Below are 15547 nucleotides of genomic sequence, written 5' to 3'. Positions count from 1 at the left end.
TAGCCGGGTGAAAGATCAATTACTTGATGTCTTTCCAGTACGCTGCATTCAGACGCCAGGCGATAAAGGTGAAGAACGACAAGAAAATCAGGACCCAGACGCCAATGCGAACTCGGGTATTTTGGGCTGGCTCGGCCATCCACTGCATGTAATTGACCAAATCTCCCACGGCCTGGTCATATTGCAAAGGTGTCATTGTGCCTGGCTTGACTTGCTTCCATCCTTGGAAAATTTGAACCGTGTGACCGTGCTCTTCTTTTTCTTCGAAGACAGGTTCACGTTCACCCTGCAATTCCCACAACACGTTGGGCATGCCCACGTTCGGGAAAGCCATGTTGTTCCAGCCTGTTGGCTTGGATGCATCACGGTGGTAGCTGCGCAGGTAAGTGTAGAGATAATCAGCACCTGTGCCGCCATGACCAGAACGCGAACGTGCCATCAAAGTCAGGTCAGGTGGATTCTTGCCGAACCACTCTTTGGCTTGCAGCGGATCGATCGCAGACTTCATGGTGTCACCGACTTTGATCGTCGGGAACAACAGGTTGTCCTTGATTTGCTGCTCAGTCAAACCGATGTCTTTCAGGCGATTGAATCGCATGAAAGCGGCCGAATGGCAATTGAGGCAATAGTTGACAAACAACTTGGCACCATTTTGCAAAGATGCCAGGTCATTGGTTTTGACGGGCGCTTTATCCCATGCAATGCCACCGCCACTGGAAGCTTGTGCACCGGCCATCAGGCCCAGGGCCATCACAAAGCCCAATGCGAGTTTCTTGATGTTTTTCATGTTCTTGAATCTCCGGGATCTCAGTGAGGCGTGAAGGTCACACGGTCTGGAACCTGCTTGGGCGTACCCAGCTTGCTCCACCAAGGCATCAACAGGAAGAAGCCAAAATAGAACAGTGAACCCACTTGAGAGACACGCTCACCGATAGGCGAAGGTGGCTGCACACCCAAATAGCCCAGGATCAGGAAGTTGATCACGAACACGGCATACAGATACTTGTGCCAATCAGGGCGGTAACGAATCGATTTGACCGGGCTGTTGTCGAGCCATGGCAAGAAGAACAGGATGACAACAGCGCCACCCATCACGACCACACCCCAAAATTTGGCGTCAATCGACAGCATCAGGGCAGAAATCACCACAGCGGCACCGATCACAGCACCCTTGAGCACCTGAGGCAATTTGCCTTTGATCACCGCCAAAACAGCTCCCAACACCACGCAAGCGATCAGGGCGTACATCATCTCGCTGGTGATCGCACGCAACATCGAATAGAACGGTGTGAAGTACCAGACTGGTGCAATGTGCAACGGTGTGGTCAGTGGATCGGCCGGGATAAAGTTGTTGTATTCGAGGAAATAACCACCGAACTCAGGCGCGAAGAACACAATCGCAGTGAAGGCCATCAAGAAGACGCCCACACCAAAGATGTCGTGCACAGAGTAGTAAGGGTGGAAAGGAATGCCGTCCAAAGGATGACCTTGAGCATCTTTTGGTGCGTTCGGGCCTTTGATTTCCACGCCATCGGGGTTGTTGGAGCCCACTTCGTGCAACGCAATGATGTGCGCCACCACCAGACCCAGCAAGACCAATGGCACTGCAATCACGTGGAAGCTGAAGAAGCGGTTCAGGGTGGCATCGCCCACCACGAAGTCGCCACGAATCAACAAAGCCAGATCAGGGCCAATGAAAGGAATGGCGGAGAACAGGTTCACGATCACCTGAGCGCCCCAGTAAGACATTTGACCCCAAGGCAACAGATAACCCATGAAGGCTTCTGCCATCAGGCACAGGAAAATCGCACAACCGAAGATCCAGACCAGTTCACGTGGCTTGCGGTAGCTGCCATAAATCAGGCCCCGGAACATGTGCAGGTAAACCACAATGAAGAACGCTGAAGCGCCCGTGGAGTGCATATAACGGATCAACCAGCCCCAAGGCACATCACGCATGATGTATTCAACCGAAGCAAATGCCACGGCTGCATCAGGCTTGTAATGCATGACCAGGAAAATACCAGTGACGATCTGGATGACCAGCACCAACAGCGACAGCGAGCCGAAGATGTACCAGAAGTTGAAGTTCTTCGGTGCGTAGTACTCGCTCATGTGCTCTTTGTAGAGCTTGGACAGAGGGAAGCGGTTGTCCACCCAATTGAGCAATTTTTCGCCAGCAGGGGCGTTGGGAGAGATTTCTTTGAATTCAGCCATGTCGGTCTCCATCAGGCCTTCTTGTCTTCACCAATGAGCAACTTGGTGTCGGACAGGTACATGTGCGGCGGCACTTCGAGGTTGTCAGGTGCAGGCTTGTTCTTGAACACGCGGCCAGCCAGGTCGAATGTCGAGCCATGGCAAGCACACAAGAAACCGCCTTGCCAGTCATCAGGCAGAGAAGGCTGAGGACCCGCTGCGAATTTGTCGCCAGGCGAGCAACCCAAGTGGGTGCAAATGCCCACAGCCACCATGATTTCAGGCTTGATAGAACGGAATTCGTTCTTTGCGTATGCAGGGATGGGGTAGGCCGTGCGGTTGGAGTTTGGATCAGCCAGATTGCCTTCGATCTTTTTCAAGCCTTCGAGCTGCTCAGGCGAGCGCTTCATGATCCAAACGGGCTTACCACGCCACTCGACGGTGAGTTTTTCACCCGTCTTGAGTGCAGAGATGTCCACTTCGACGGCTGCGCCGGCGGCTTTGGCTCGTTCAGATGGTTGAAAGCTGCTGACGAAGGGGGTGGCCACAAAGCCAGCGCCTACGGCGCCCACGCCAACGGTGGCTGCAAGCCATGTCCGTTTGCTGCTGTCGACTGGGGTGTCACTCATGGGATTCCTCTAGCGAGTCGTTATCAGGGTCAACCCGGGATTGTAGCGGAGTGAAACAGACAAGCGTCTTACAACTTGAAGCGAGTGACAATTCTTGATTCACAATCATGAGCTTCACTCAACTGTTATAGAGAATTTTTATGTCCTTAGTTCAAGAATTCAAAGCTTTCGCCCTCAAAGGCAACGTCATGGATCTGGCTGTCGGGGTGATTATCGGCGGAGCTTTTGGCAAAATTGTGGATTCAGTCGTTGGCGATCTGATCATGCCGCTCATCAGCAAAGCCTTTGGTGGTCTGGATTTTTCCAATTATTACCTGGCCTTGGCGGGGCAAACTGCGGGTCTGCCTCTGGCTGAAGCCAAAAAACTCGGTGCAGTTTTCGCTTACGGTAACTTCATCACCGTGGCCCTGAACTTCATCATCCTGGCGCTCATCATCTTTGTGATCATTCGTCAGATGAACAAACTCATCTCAACCGCCCCCGCAGAAACACCTGCAACCCCCGAGGATGTGCAGTTATTGCGTGAAATCCGCGACAGCCTGAAAAACAAAGGTTGAGTACCGGAGGCAACTCAGCCGCCACTCACCAGTTGCCGCGCCATGCGGATGGCTTGCATCATGCTGCGAGCATCGGCCTGGCCTTTTCCGGCCACGTCCATGGCGGTGCCATGGTCAGGACTGGTTCTGATCAATGGCAAGCCCAGGGTCACATTGACCCCCTGCTCCAAGCCCAGGTACTTGACCGGTATCAAGCCTTGATCGTGGTACATCGCGATGACCACATCAAATTCACGCCGACCATCGGCCTGCTTGCGAGCGCGCATGAACACGGTGTCTGGCGCAAAAGGACCATGCACATCCAGCCCCTCCCGGCGTGCCAAAGCCAGGCAAGGCTGCAACACCTCGATTTCCTCCCGGCCAAACAAGCCCCCCTCGCCCGCATGTGGATTCACGCCAGCGACGGCCATGCGGGGTTTGTGCCCCAGCATTCGGGTCAAAGCCGCATCCGTGATCCGCAATGTTTGCAGAACGCGATCTGGCGTGACAGCATCCAGCGCCTCTCGCAAAGACACATGAATACTGACCAACACCGTGCGCAATTCTTCATTGGCCAGCATCATGCGCACAGGCATCTGCGCCAGCGACACCCCCGCATGACGCGCAGCTTCAGCCTGGAGCAATTCGGTATGCCCGGGATATTGGTCATACGGCGCGCCAGCTGCGTGCAAGGCCTCTTTGTGCAGCGGCGCTGTCACAAGCGCCGCCACCTCCCCACGCAAGGCTGCATGCGCTGCCCACAACACCGCCTCCCCGGCCAACTGCCCAGCCCGCGCATCAATTTGCCCCCAAGGTAATGGGGGCGCAGCGCTCACGACTTGCAGCACGGGCAAACAACGTGGCGGCACATGCAAAGCATCCGATGGCTCCAGGATTTCGCAGACAGGAAAAGCAGGCGTAGATTGCACCAGCGCCATGGCGCGGCGCATCAACTGGACATCCCCGGCCACAAAGCAGCCCTGCACGACATCCGGTGCTTCACACCAGGTCCGCGCGATGATTTCGGGGCCGATGCCACAGGGATCACCGGGTGTGATGGCAACAGGCTTTGTCAAAATGTTCATGGCAGTTTTCATTCAGCTTATTTCAAGCGGGGTTGTCGATTTCAATGAAACGATGCTCAAGCCCCAACTCCTGCGCGATATGAGCACCCACAGCAAGCGCACCATAGCGCTCGCTGGCATGGTGACCACAAGCCAAAAAGGCCACACCGGTTTCTCGCGCCAAATGGGCCTGCGGTTCAGAAATTTCGCCCGTGATGAACGCATCAGCCCCGGCAGCAATGGCTGACTCGAAGTAGCCCTGTGCACCACCCGTACACCAAGCCACACGTCGAACTGGCCGCGAGGCATCGCCCACACAAATCACCTGCCGCCCCAGTGCCGCAGCCACATGATCCGCCAGAGCCTGAGGCAGTGCCCAAGTCTGGGCACCAACGCCGACAAAACCCAAGTCCTGCTCACCAAAGCGGCCATCGGCCTGCAAGCCCAGCACACGGCCGAGTTGTGCATTGTTGCCCCACTCAGGGTGCGCATCCAGAGGCAAATGGTAGGCAAACAGATGAATGCCATGGGCCAGAAGCAAACGCAAACGTTCACGCATCCAACCTGTGATGCGTCCGTCCTGGCCACGCCAAAACAAACCATGGTGCACCAGCATGGCATCCGCTCCCGCCTCAATGGCCGCTTCAATCAAGGCTCGGCTGGCAGTCACTCCGCTGACCAGTAAACGAATGTCCCGGTCCCCTTCGACCTGCAGGCCATTGGGGCCGTAATCGCGAAATTTTTCCGGTTGGAGCAAGGCATCTAAAGCCTGGCCTAAGGTTTTGGCATCGGTCATGAGTGAGTCTCTTGCAGTAACGTTCTATTGTCTCTGAAGCCGATACCACCAGAGGTGAATTTGAGACACCACATTCACCCCTGGCATCGCCCCTTATGCCCCAAAAACACACAAGACGGCGCGCAGATCAAGGACAATTCCCACCTATGAAACGCTATTGGCTTCTCTTTTCTCAATGGGTGACGGTCCTTGTGGCAGTCTGGTTCGTCGTTGCCACACTCCAGCCCGAATGGCTGCGCAGCGCAAAACACGCCACCAGCGACATCACGCTCCAGCAAGCCCCGGCGAGCTCCTCGCTCAGCCGCCCAGCCGGCAGTTTGAGTACCCCAGCCCAAAAAGCCTCACCCGCCGTGGTCAGCATCAACACCAGCAAAGCCAACCGCCAGACTCCGCAAGACCCTTGGTTCAAATTCTTCTACGGCGAACAGGACGAACAAAACACCGCAGGACTGGGCAGTGGCGTCATCGTCAGCCCCGAGGGACACATCCTGACCAACAACCACGTCATCGAAGATGCCGACGACATTGAGGTCGTCTTGACCGATGGCCGCCACGCTGCGGCCAAAGTCATCGGCACCGACCCCGACACCGACTTGGCACTGCTGAAAATCAAGCTGGACAAACTGCCTGTGATTGTCCTGGGGCAAATCCAAGCCCTCCAAGTTGGCGATGTGGTGCTGGCCATCGGCAATCCGTTTGGCGTGGGGCAAACCGTCACATCCGGCATTGTGAGTGCTTTGGGACGCAACCAATTGGGCATCAACACCTTTGAAAACTTCATCCAGACCGATGCGGCCATCAACCCGGGCAACTCTGGCGGCGCATTGGTCGACGTCAATGGTCACTTGATGGGCATCAACACCGCCATTTATTCACGCTCTGGTGGCAACATGGGCATTGGCTTTGCCATTCCAGTGTCCACAGCCCGCCAGGTCATGCAAGACCTGCTCAAAGACGGCAAAGTCACACGCGGCTGGATCGGGGTGGAACCGCAAGACATGACCACCGAATTGGCTGAAAGCTTTCAGCTGCCCAAAGCAACACAAAACGTCTTGCCCCAAGGCGTGGTGATCACGGGCGTTTTGCAAAACGGTCCAGCTGCCAAAGCAGGCCTGCGCCCAGGCGATGTGATTTTGAAAATAGCGGGCACACCCGTCACCAACGTCTCAGATTTACTCACCCAGGTGTCTGCGCTCAAGCCCGGCACGCCTGCCGATGTTCAAATTTGGCGCCGACAGGGCGAAACCAGCTTACGCGTGACCCCCGCAGAACGCCCCACTGCTAAAAGGCCCCGCTGAACTGACCACTTTGAGTAGGCCTTCCCACCTTTGGTCAAAGTCTCAAAGAATCAAAAAATAAGGGGCCAACTGGCCCCTTCATGGATGGATGGGGATTACCCCCCATAAGGACTCAACCTGCATTGGCCGCCTCGTCCGGCGCTTGCGTGTGCTTGATGAAAATCTGCGCCGCCCAAATACCCATCTCGTAAAGCAGACACATGGGAATCGCCAGCGCCAACTGGGAAACCACATCCGGTGGCGTGACCACAGCCGCAATCACGAATGCCAGCACCACAAAATAGCCCCGAAAATCCTTGAGCTTTTGCACACTGACCACCTCCATGCGGGCCAGCACCACCACGGCCACAGGCACCTCAAAGGCCAGACCAAAGGCCAGGAACATGGTCAGCACAAAACTCAAATAAGCTTCGATGTCTGGCGCAGCCGTGATGCTCTTGGGCGCAAAGCCCTGAATGAACTTGAACACCTGACCAAACACGAAGAAATAGCAAAACGCCACCCCCATGAAAAACAACACAGTGCTGGACACCACCAAGGGCAGCACCAGTTTTTTCTCGTGCGCATACAAACCCGGCGCCACGAAAGCCCACACCTGGTAGAGCACTACAGGCAAGGCGATCAAGAAAGCGGCCATCATCAAAATCTTGAGCGGCACCATGAATGGCGAGATCACCGAAGTGGCGATCAGCGTCGCCCCTTTGGGCAAATGCGCCACCAAGGGCTGCGCGAGAATGTCATACAACTCTCCCGGGCCCGGGAAAATAGCCAGCACGGCGGCAGCAACACCGATGGCGATCACGGCACGCACCAGCCGATCACGCAACTCGATCAAATGGGCCACGAAAGGCTGTTCAGAGCCAGCGAGTTCATCTTGGGAATTGGAATCGGACATGGAAAAATCAGTTGGAAAGCCAGCACCCAAGGCGCCTGGCGATCACAAGGAGTTGAAAGACTTGGGCCGATAACGCGCCACGCGTGCAGCCCCTGACAGCGCCTTGGTGCGAACACCTGTACGGGCTTTGTACCACTGAGGCATAGCGCCGCGCTTGAGACGCCAGTTTTTGTCCGGATGTTTATAAGTCGGGGGCAGCGGCTCCACATCGGGCATGCTGCTGGTCATACCCGCAGTGGTTTGCGCCCAGTCTTTCTCAAACTCGGAAGCCGTCGTTTGCACCGATTGCTCCACATCGCGCGCAGCCGACTCCATCGACTCCTTCATCTTTTTGAGCTCTTCCAGATCCATGGACCGGCTGACCTCGGCTTTGACATCGGACACATAGCGCTGTGCTTTGCCGATCAGGGTGCCCACCGTGCGCGCTACCTTTGGCAGCTTCTCGGGACCGATGACGATCAACGCCACGACGCCGATCAGCGCCATTTTTGAAATACCTAAATCAAGCACAGCAAGTGATCCGTTGCATCAAGCGCTCAAGACTTGGTCTTGGCTTCAACATCGATGGTGGTTTTTTCAGCGGTGGCAGGTGCAGACACCTGACCTGTAGCTGGCTTGTCATCGGCAGCAGCACCGCCGTCTTTCATGCCATCTTTGAAGCCCTTGACCGCGCCCCCCAGATCAGAGCCGATGTTTTTGAGCTTTTTCGTGCCAAACACCATGACCACAATCAACAGCACGATCAGCCAATGCCAAATGGAAAAGGAACCCATGAAATTCTCCTGTCTAGATGAACGGATTCTAAGGGGATAGAACGCCCCGAACGGAACGGCCTTCCTGGATCAGGGGCTTGTGGGTGCCAAGCCTCTGATCAACCCCTGAGCCAGGGACGGGGACCGCCCATGACATGCATGTGCAAATGATGTACTTCCTGACCGCCTTCGGCGCCATTGTTGATCACCACCCTAAACCCCCCATCCGGGTATGGTCGGCAACCCTCTTGCAAAGCCAATCGGGGAGCGAGCGTCATCATGTGCCCCATCAAAGCCGAATCGTCTTGCGTCAACTGGGCCATGGACAGGATATGCAGCTTTGGAACAATCAGAAAATGAACAGGAGCCCAAGGCGCAATGTCATGAAAAGCATACACATGCTCGTCTTCATACACTTTGCGAGACGGGATTTGACCCGCAATGATTTTGCAAAAAATACAGTTCAATTCACTCATGAGACAAATACCTTACAACTCACTCAGTCATGGGACGGTGCCCACTCAAACGCACCATGCCCAGCACAATGCGGTACAAAAACCAAATTGAAATCAGTCCCCAGGCTACAAAACCCGGGAAGATGAAAAGAAACCACAGGGGAGCCGTCAGGAGATAAAGCAAGGCGACCCACATCACGGTACGAATGCGGTAACTGAAATGCGTCGCCTCCCAACCCGTGACATCGCCTCTTTTCACCAAGTCAATGATCAGCGCCACCACCAGTAAAGTCGGCCCCAACTGAGCCCCCGGGATGATGGCACTGACAGCCACAATCAGGTGCAGGATATAGCTGACCCAGCTCACCGTACGGGTGTTGTCATTCAGAGGATCTTGCTGCATCGGATTGTCTCCAAAGTTTGAACTCACTCACCCAGGCGTTCCCGCTCGGTGGCCTTGCGCAATGCTTTTTCTTCCAGCCCACTCAGCCCCTCTCGGCGGGCCAATTCGTTGACCACATCGGCGGGCGTCAAGCCGTAGTGAGCCAATGCGATCATGCTGTGAAACCACAAATCGGCCACCTCATAGACCAACTTGGAGGCATCGCCGCCGTGGTCGACGTCTTTGGCGGCCATCACGGTTTCGGTGGCTTCTTCGCCGATTTTTTTCAGAAAGGCGTCAGGCCCCTTGTGCAGCAGGCGGGCCACATAGCTTTTTTCGGGGTCGCCGCCATTAGCCACTTTGCGGCTTTCAATCACGGCGGCCAGTCTATCTAAGGTATCTGTAGAACTCATCGCATTCACTTGTAAATGGTTTCTGGGTCTTTCAAGACCGGATCGGTCGCCTGCCAGCCATCTGGCTGCAAGCTCTGGAAAAAGCAGCTGTGGCGGCCCGTGTGGCAGGCAATGCCCGGCTCGTGCCCCAGCTGGGTGATTTTGAGCAGCACCACATCGTTGTCGCAGTCGATGCGGATGTCGTGCACCGTCTGCACATGGCCCGACTCCTCACCCTTGAACCACAGCTTGTTGCGTGAACGGCTGAAATACACCGCCCGCTTGAGTTCGGCCGTCTTTTGCAGCGCCTCGCGGTTCATCCAGGCGAACATCAACACGTCGCCAGTGTCTTTTTCTTGGGCAATGACCGGCACCAAGCCTTTGTCGTCCCATTTGATTTGATCGAGCCAGTTCATAGGGGGTTGATCTTAAGACATTGGGATGCGACAGTTAGGCATATATGCACCAACCCATGCGCAGTTGTGACCATCTACGACTCGGCATTGTCTGTAAAACTGTGCAGCCTGAATTGGAAGCTATGACTTAGGAAGATGCTCGAAAGACTACAACTTATATCAACGCCTACGAATGACCCAACTTTAAGTTACCACTCGAACGGCATAGTCATCAACTCTGGTATTTGGGAAAGGTTACAACTGGATGCAAGATTTGGATGGTACTTTGAAAGTGCGCAAAGAAACGTGGAGTTCATGAGGAATTTGCTATCGCGTTGCATGAGGCTTCCATCAAATTCAACAGCATCAAACTCATCACCGAACCGATCTTTCATAGCACCTAACCCCTTCAGCTTTGCTCTTATACCTCCGACCTCTTTCGGTAAAGCTGTTAGGTCTGGGGCCCAAAATCCAGTACCACCAGTCAAAATTCCAGCAAGTCTATATACATCAGCATCACGATCCCAAAAAATCATAGGCCCCCCAGAATCGCCTGGGTACATTGCGCACTTTTGGTCAAAGACCAAGTTTGTATCATTAACTCTGCGTCTGGATTCCACCTGTCGCTTTGAATGAGTATCCTCTCTGAGAATTGGCTTGCATTGCTTAAAGACTGGTCGCCCCCCCGGCCAATCCCCAGGAAAACCCATACTCAAAAATGGGGATATTGCACGAGGTATGGTTCCGAATTTGAAATTATCTTCAATGACCTCAAGCGCTTGAACATGTTGCGATTTTGGTTTGTATGCAAGTCGAAGAATGGCCCAATCAACAGAGGCATCATCATGGGTATTGGGTCTGACTTTTTTGCCATTAAATTCATAATCACCCATTTCGGCGATAATTGCTGGAAGACTTTCAATGATTTGGCCATTCTCTCGAACTAAATGCACTTTAATCGGTAGACTGTTATTTCCTTTATTTCCAAAACAATGTGCCGCTGTGGCAATAGTTTGCAAATCAACTATAAATGCACCAGAACAAATGCTGCCAATCTTGGCTTCTACTCGCACAAGTGTATTGATAGGCTGGGCTGTAACTGTACTTACTTCATATCTTTTGTCGTCAATAAGTTTTTGATAAGGGGAACTTGTTGCTTTAAATCTCGAAACGATCTCTAAAACTTTCTGTTCGGAAGAAAGCCAAAAAACCCGGGCATCAAGATACTGTGCGAATCTAATTCGATCACTCGTTGATGCATTTTTTAACGCCAAACAGTCTGCAAATAAACTTTTCCCCATTGGACCTAAGTCTGTGTAACTCGGCGTTTGCATTGAAGATGTCATCTGCCTAATTTCTGCCTCCTGTGCATCCAAGGATTTAGAATAAAAATCATTCGTCTTGGATGTCTCAATATCGCCCCATTTTTCCCTAGTGCAAACTTTTGGCATCTCTATTTCATAGAATTTTGAAATGCAAGTATGAGCCAACTTAGCACCAGTTTCAGTATAGTCAACGTAGCGATTTTGTCGTAGACGATTCAGTACGAAGATGTCTTTATGTGAGATGTTATGTGATCCCAATATATTATTGGAACATTCTTGTATAGATTCTAGTTTTTTAAAGAAATCAAACTCAGCCCTAACTTGTCGAAGGCACGAGGAAAAAACTTTACGATCTAAAGTTTGTTTATAAAGAGACTGGATCTCAGAGAAAGTAAGATCCTTCTGTAGCGACTCTGTTACAACACTTCGATATTTGACCCATAGTCGATTAATTTTAATATCCGTATCACGACTACAGTCGTAAATTTCAGCCTCATTAGCATGAAGCCCAAATGAGCATAGAAAAAAAAATATTAAAAACAAATAATTTCAACATGGTTACATTTCACATATTTTTAAATTTGAAGGATGCCTGACTCCGTGAGTTGGTTCAGAATTTTGGTCATTGCGTTAAGCAACAAAGCCTAACGTGATGTAGGCCGCAAAACCCTGTGGATACATCCGGGCGCAGTCGATACATTTTTTGGATTAAATAGCTGCAAGCCGCTCGCGCCTTGGTATACAGGTTCATATGCTGTGATTTCGCACAGGCATAAATTTCCCATGTGGTCTTAACCCCGTAACCCGGTGCCCCTTCCTTATAGTCCACCTGCTCGCTCGCTCATGCGAGCGAGCAGGTTCGGTTTCTGCACTATAGCCTCAAAAACAAAAAAATTACCGCTATTGAATTCGTTTTTTTCATTCACTGGAGTGCTAGTCAGGCTGGAAGCATTCGCCACCCACGCGAGAAGGGTGTGGCCGATTTGGAAGCGTTTTTGTCCATACTGGTCAATGAGCGCAAGGTATCTGCCTCCGCTCACAACCAAGCGCTCAATGCTGTGCTGTTTTTCTATCGCGAGGTACTGGGCATTGATTTGCCTTGGCTCAACAACATTGGGCGACCGCAGCAGACCAAGCGCATTCCAGCGGTGCTGACCAAGAACGAGCTACCTGGCCTATTGGCACAAATGAAAGGAATGACCGCGCTGCTGGCGGGTGTCACCGCCAGCCCTTTGGATTTATTGCTTCAAGTCTGAACAGACCTCATAAGCGCACAGGAATCCCACGCTCCCGCATCCGTTCTTTAGCCTGCTGCACCGTGTATTCACCGTAGTGAAAAATGCTCGCAGCCAGCACCGCATCCGCGCCGCCGATGCTCACGCCGTCGGCCAGGTGGTCGAGGTTGCCCACGCCGCCCGATGCGATCACGGGGACGCTCACGGCGTCGCTCACGGCGCGGGTCAGTTGCAGGTCAAAGCCGCTTTTGGTGCCGTCGCGGTCCATGCTGGTCAGCAGGATTTCGCCCGCGCCGTATTCGGCCATTTGGGTGGCCCAGGCCACGGCGTCCAAGCCCACGTTTTTGCGGCCACCGTGGCTGTACACGTCCCAGCCGGGGCCCATGGGCAAACCGTTGGTGCCGATGCGCTGCTCGTCTTCCGCGCTGCGGCGTTTGGCGTCGATGGCGACCACGATGCATTGCGCGCCGTATTTGGCAGACGCTTCGCGGATGACTTGTGGGTTGGCAATGGCGGCCGAGTTGAAGCTGGTTTTGTCGGCCCCGGCATTCAGCAATCGGCGCACGTCTTCCACGGTGCGCACACCGCCGCCCACGGTGAGCGGGATGAAGACCTGGCTGGCCACGGCTTCGATGATGTGCAGGATCACGTCGCGCCCGTCGCTGGTGGCGGTGATGTCCAAAAACGTGAGTTCGTCAGCGCCTTGCTCGTTGTAGCGGGCCGCGATTTCAACCGGGTCTCCGGCGTCGCGCAGTTCAACAAAGTTGACGCCCTTGACCACGCGACCGCCAGTCACGTCGAGGCAAGGGATGATGCGTTTGGCGAGCATGTTTCAGTGACTCTCTTGTGGTTCGATGGAGACGGTAATGGGCTTGATGTCGGCTTGTGTGGCCGAGATGTACAGATGCTCCAGAACACCATTGCGCTCAACGACCACAGCGGTTTGGGTTTGCGCAGCTGTTCGTCGGGCTTGATTGGCCGCCCTGGCCATGGCAGCCACTGATCCTCTTAGGCTGCTGCTGCGTGCTTGTTCAATTGACATCATCTGACTCATTTTTCACCCCAATCCAATAAAACCGGCTCTGGCCCACCATTGTCGTACACAGCCCAAGCATCGACGATGGGCTTGTAGATCTTCTCAAAATTGCGATAGCCTGATGCAAAGCGGCGTGCAATGACGTCTTCAGGAATGTTGTGCCCACCTTGCAAAACCCTTTGACGAACCCGAGCCACCGCCTCTTGAACATTGGAAAGCTTGAGGAAAATCAAAGTCACTCGGTAGCCTGCAGCTTGCCAACACGCAATTGAATTCAGGTACGCACGACCAGACAAAGTGGTCTCCAGGGCAAAAGATTGTCGTTTTTGAAAACTTTGATCCAGCTGTTCAATCATCAGACGGCCCGCCTGAAATGCAGCTGTTTCAGGTTCAAATGGAGCCAATCCCGCTGCAATCAAATCGGCATTCACAAACACTTTGCAGTGTGCCTCTTGCGGCAAAAACTCACGCGCAAAGGTAGTCTTTCCCGCCCCATTCGGACCAGCAATGATGAAAACCTCAAGATCAGAATGGGCTTGAGTCATGCATACAAGCTCAAGCGCTGCCAGCCCGCCCAGCGCCCGCCCGCAGGCAAGGTGATGGGCGCATAGACCTGCGCGGCTTCGACGCACAGCATGTGCCGCCAGCCGTCATCGGGCATGTCGGCCAGGCGCTTGCACAGGTCTTGCGCGGGGTTCCAGACCACGGTGTTGGCCCAGCTTGGGCTTTGGCTGATCTGCAGGGTCTGGTTCAGCGTCATCGGATTCGGCGCAGCTTCGTACACGCGGTCAAACTCGGCGTCAAAGCGGATCGTGTCGGCAGCGGTCACATGGGTGTCGGTGAGCGAATCCCACTCGGGCTGGCCGCCCAAGCCCTGCAGCGTGGCTTGCGTCACGTCGGGCACGGCCATGTAGGTGTGCAGTGCGCCCGAAAACGCCAAGGGCTGCGCATCGGTGTTGTGCACACCCAAAGTGATTTGCAGCTCACCGGGGCTCAGGTCGATGTGCAGCTCCGCTTCAAAGGCCTGCGGCCACCACTGGCGGGTTTGGGCGTTGTCTTTCAGGCGCAGCGTGAGGCGGGCATGGTCATCGCTCAATTGAGCCGCATCGGCCTGCCAGGCCACGTTGCGGGCAAAGCCGTGTTTGGGCAAGCGGTCGGCCAGGGGGCCGCGCTGGTTGAACTGCGGAAAGCAGACGGGCACACCGCCTCGGATAGCGGCCTGACCGTCCATCACGCTTTGGGGGCTGAGGTACAGCCGCTCTTGCCCGCCCGAGGCCCAGGACAGCACATGCGCGCCGTGCAGTGCCACCACCAAGCGGTCGCCCGCTGGCAACGCCAACTCACAAGCCGGCAGGCCTGCGAACGTGGTGTCGCGACAAGTGGCCAAGCCGGTCATCTGGCGTTTTCTTGAAGGTTCAGCCGTTCAATTCGTCGGCGCGTTGCTGCGCCAGCGCGAAGTCCAGGTCGCCCGAATACACAGCACGGCCACAAATCACGCCTTCCACGCCTTCGTCTTCAACCGCGCACAGCTGCTCGATGTCGGCCATGTTGGACAGGCCGCCCGAGGCGATGACGGGGATGGTGAGGGCTTGGGCCAGCTTGACGGTGGCGTCGATGTTGATGCCGCTGAGCATGCCGTCGCGGCCGATGTCGGTGTAGATGATGGACTCGACGCCCCAGTCTTCGAACTTCTTGGCCAGGTCCACCACTTCGTGGCCCGTGAGCTTGCTCCAGCCGTCGGTGGCGACTTTGCCGTCTTTGGCATCCAGGCCGACGATGATGTGGCCGCCAAAGGCGGTGCAGGCGTCTTTCAAGAAGCCGGGGTTCTTCACGGCTGCGGTGCCGATGATGACGTAGCGCAAGCCGCTGTCGATGTATTTTTCGATCGTGTCCAGATCGCGGATGCCGCCACCCAGCTGCACCGGGATGTCGTCGCCCACGGCCTTGAGGATGGACTTGATGGCGCTGAAGTTTTGCGGCTTGCCAGCAAAGGCGCCATTCAGATCCACCAGGTGCAGGCGGCGTGCGCCTTTTTCGAGCCAGGTGCGCGCCATGGCAGCCGGGTCTTCACCGAAGGTCGTGGCTTGGTCCATATCGCCCTGTTTGAGGCGAACGCAGTGGCCGTCTTTGAGGTCAATGGCGGGGATCAGAATCATGGCGA

General features: G+C 54.6%; 21 protein-coding genes. 3 read left to right on the top strand and 18 right to left on the bottom strand.

All coding sequences use genetic code 11. The features are described 5' to 3' along the window. Positions 1-19: 19 nt before the first annotated feature. Genes B9Z51_RS05480 through petA form a run of 3 tightly spaced genes read right to left on the bottom strand, consistent with a single transcriptional unit; the run spans position 20 to position 2825 of the window. A complete protein-coding gene (locus B9Z51_RS05480; protein WP_108372776.1) occupies positions 20-778 on the bottom strand; it encodes a cytochrome c1 in 759 nt (252 codons plus the stop codon). A 29-nt stretch (positions 779-807) separates the two neighbouring features. Then, complete coding sequence (locus B9Z51_RS05475; protein WP_108372775.1) at positions 808-2217, bottom strand: cytochrome bc complex cytochrome b subunit; 1410 nt, start codon at positions 2215-2217, stop codon at positions 808-810. Positions 2218-2228: 11 nt separating this feature from the next. Beyond that, positions 2229-2825 carry a ubiquinol-cytochrome c reductase iron-sulfur subunit gene (petA, locus tag B9Z51_RS05470; RefSeq protein ID WP_108372457.1) on the bottom strand — a complete coding sequence of 199 codons (597 nt, stop codon included), beginning with the start codon at positions 2823-2825 and terminating at the stop codon, positions 2229-2231. Between the two features lie 140 nt (positions 2826-2965). Here petA and mscL point away from each other — a divergent pair, with 140 nt between their 5' ends. Then, entirely contained in the window at positions 2966-3382 is a 417-nt protein-coding gene (gene mscL, locus B9Z51_RS05465) for a large conductance mechanosensitive channel protein MscL (protein ID WP_108372455.1), read from the top strand. Between the two features lie 14 nt (positions 3383-3396). Here mscL and pdxA read toward each other — a convergent pair whose 3' ends face one another. Then, positions 3397-4446 (bottom strand): 4-hydroxythreonine-4-phosphate dehydrogenase PdxA, encoded by a 1050-nt coding sequence (gene pdxA, locus B9Z51_RS05460; RefSeq protein WP_108372773.1) that lies wholly within the window; start codon positions 4444-4446, stop codon positions 3397-3399. A 22-nt stretch (positions 4447-4468) separates the two neighbouring features. Continuing rightward, entirely contained in the window at positions 4469-5221 is a 753-nt protein-coding gene (locus B9Z51_RS05455; protein ID WP_108372453.1) for a Nif3-like dinuclear metal center hexameric protein, read from the bottom strand. Between the two features lie 146 nt (positions 5222-5367). Here B9Z51_RS05455 and B9Z51_RS05450 point away from each other — a divergent pair, with 146 nt between their 5' ends. Continuing rightward, on the top strand, positions 5368-6519 hold the full coding sequence (locus B9Z51_RS05450; protein WP_108372451.1) for a S1C family serine protease: 1152 nt from the start codon (positions 5368-5370) through the stop codon (positions 6517-6519). Between the two features lie 112 nt (positions 6520-6631). On the opposite strand, the gene tatC is transcribed toward B9Z51_RS05450, so the two are convergent. The 8 genes from tatC to B9Z51_RS05410 form a co-directional block, all read right to left on the bottom strand. After that, positions 6632-7414: a twin-arginine translocase subunit TatC gene (tatC, locus tag B9Z51_RS05445; RefSeq protein ID WP_108372449.1), complete on the bottom strand. Its 783-nt coding sequence runs from the start codon at positions 7412-7414 to the stop codon at positions 6632-6634. 42 nt (positions 7415-7456) lie between these two features. Beyond that, complete coding sequence (gene tatB, locus B9Z51_RS05440; RefSeq protein ID WP_108372447.1) at positions 7457-7924, bottom strand: Sec-independent protein translocase protein TatB; 468 nt, start codon at positions 7922-7924, stop codon at positions 7457-7459. A 26-nt stretch (positions 7925-7950) separates the two neighbouring features. Further along, positions 7951-8187, bottom strand: a complete 237-nt coding sequence (gene tatA, locus B9Z51_RS05435; protein WP_108372445.1) for a Sec-independent protein translocase subunit TatA — start codon at positions 8185-8187, stop codon at positions 7951-7953. A gap of 98 nt (positions 8188-8285) precedes the next feature. Beyond that, positions 8286-8642, bottom strand: coding sequence for a histidine triad nucleotide-binding protein (locus B9Z51_RS05430; protein ID WP_108372443.1), 357 nt, complete (start codon positions 8640-8642; stop codon positions 8286-8288). Between the two features lie 19 nt (positions 8643-8661). Continuing rightward, entirely contained in the window at positions 8662-9024 is a 363-nt protein-coding gene (locus B9Z51_RS05425) for a hypothetical protein (RefSeq protein ID WP_108372441.1), read from the bottom strand. Positions 9025-9047: 23 nt separating this feature from the next. Continuing rightward, a complete protein-coding gene (locus B9Z51_RS05420) occupies positions 9048-9416 on the bottom strand; it encodes a phosphoribosyl-ATP diphosphatase (RefSeq protein ID WP_108372439.1) in 369 nt (122 codons plus the stop codon). 5 nt (positions 9417-9421) lie between these two features. Next, the gene (hisI, locus tag B9Z51_RS05415; protein WP_108372437.1) at positions 9422-9811 is read right to left on the bottom strand and encodes a phosphoribosyl-AMP cyclohydrolase; all 390 of its coding nucleotides are present in this window, start codon (positions 9809-9811) and stop codon (positions 9422-9424) included. Positions 9812-9999: 188 nt separating this feature from the next. Next, entirely contained in the window at positions 10000-11241 is a 1242-nt protein-coding gene (locus B9Z51_RS05410; protein WP_108372435.1) for a serine protease, read from the bottom strand. Positions 11242-11981: 740 nt separating this feature from the next. Between B9Z51_RS05410 and B9Z51_RS05405 the strand changes: the two genes are divergently transcribed. Beyond that, positions 11982-12371 carry a phage integrase N-terminal SAM-like domain-containing protein gene (locus B9Z51_RS05405; protein ID WP_108372433.1) on the top strand — a complete coding sequence of 130 codons (390 nt, stop codon included), beginning with the start codon at positions 11982-11984 and terminating at the stop codon, positions 12369-12371. A gap of 7 nt (positions 12372-12378) precedes the next feature. Here the strand turns inward: B9Z51_RS05405 and hisF are convergent, their stop codons facing one another. The 5 genes from hisF to hisA are packed head-to-tail and all read right to left on the bottom strand — an operon-like array spanning position 12379 to position 15542. Next, positions 12379-13179, bottom strand: coding sequence for an imidazole glycerol phosphate synthase subunit HisF (gene hisF, locus B9Z51_RS05400; protein WP_062406337.1), 801 nt, complete (start codon positions 13177-13179; stop codon positions 12379-12381). A 3-nt stretch (positions 13180-13182) separates the two neighbouring features. Then, positions 13183-13392, bottom strand: coding sequence for a hypothetical protein (locus B9Z51_RS18150; protein ID WP_146187687.1), 210 nt, complete (start codon positions 13390-13392; stop codon positions 13183-13185). Positions 13393-13400: 8 nt separating this feature from the next. Beyond that, positions 13401-13931 carry an AAA family ATPase gene (locus B9Z51_RS05395; RefSeq protein WP_108372431.1) on the bottom strand — a complete coding sequence of 177 codons (531 nt, stop codon included), beginning with the start codon at positions 13929-13931 and terminating at the stop codon, positions 13401-13403. Beyond that, entirely contained in the window at positions 13928-14782 is an 855-nt protein-coding gene (locus B9Z51_RS05390) for a D-hexose-6-phosphate mutarotase (protein WP_108372429.1), read from the bottom strand. The genes B9Z51_RS05395 and B9Z51_RS05390 overlap by 4 nt, the downstream gene beginning before the upstream one ends. A gap of 19 nt (positions 14783-14801) precedes the next feature. After that, on the bottom strand, positions 14802-15542 hold the full coding sequence (gene hisA / locus B9Z51_RS05385) for a 1-(5-phosphoribosyl)-5-[(5-phosphoribosylamino)methylideneamino]imidazole-4-carboxamide isomerase (RefSeq protein WP_053172214.1): 741 nt from the start codon (positions 15540-15542) through the stop codon (positions 14802-14804). Positions 15543-15547 lie beyond the last annotated feature (5 nt).

Origin of the sequence: Limnohabitans sp. T6-5, assembly GCF_003063315.1 — a bacterium.
GTDB lineage: Bacteria > Pseudomonadota > Gammaproteobacteria > Burkholderiales > Burkholderiaceae_C > Limnohabitans_A.
This window is presented reverse-complemented; position numbering and strand designations above follow the sequence as displayed.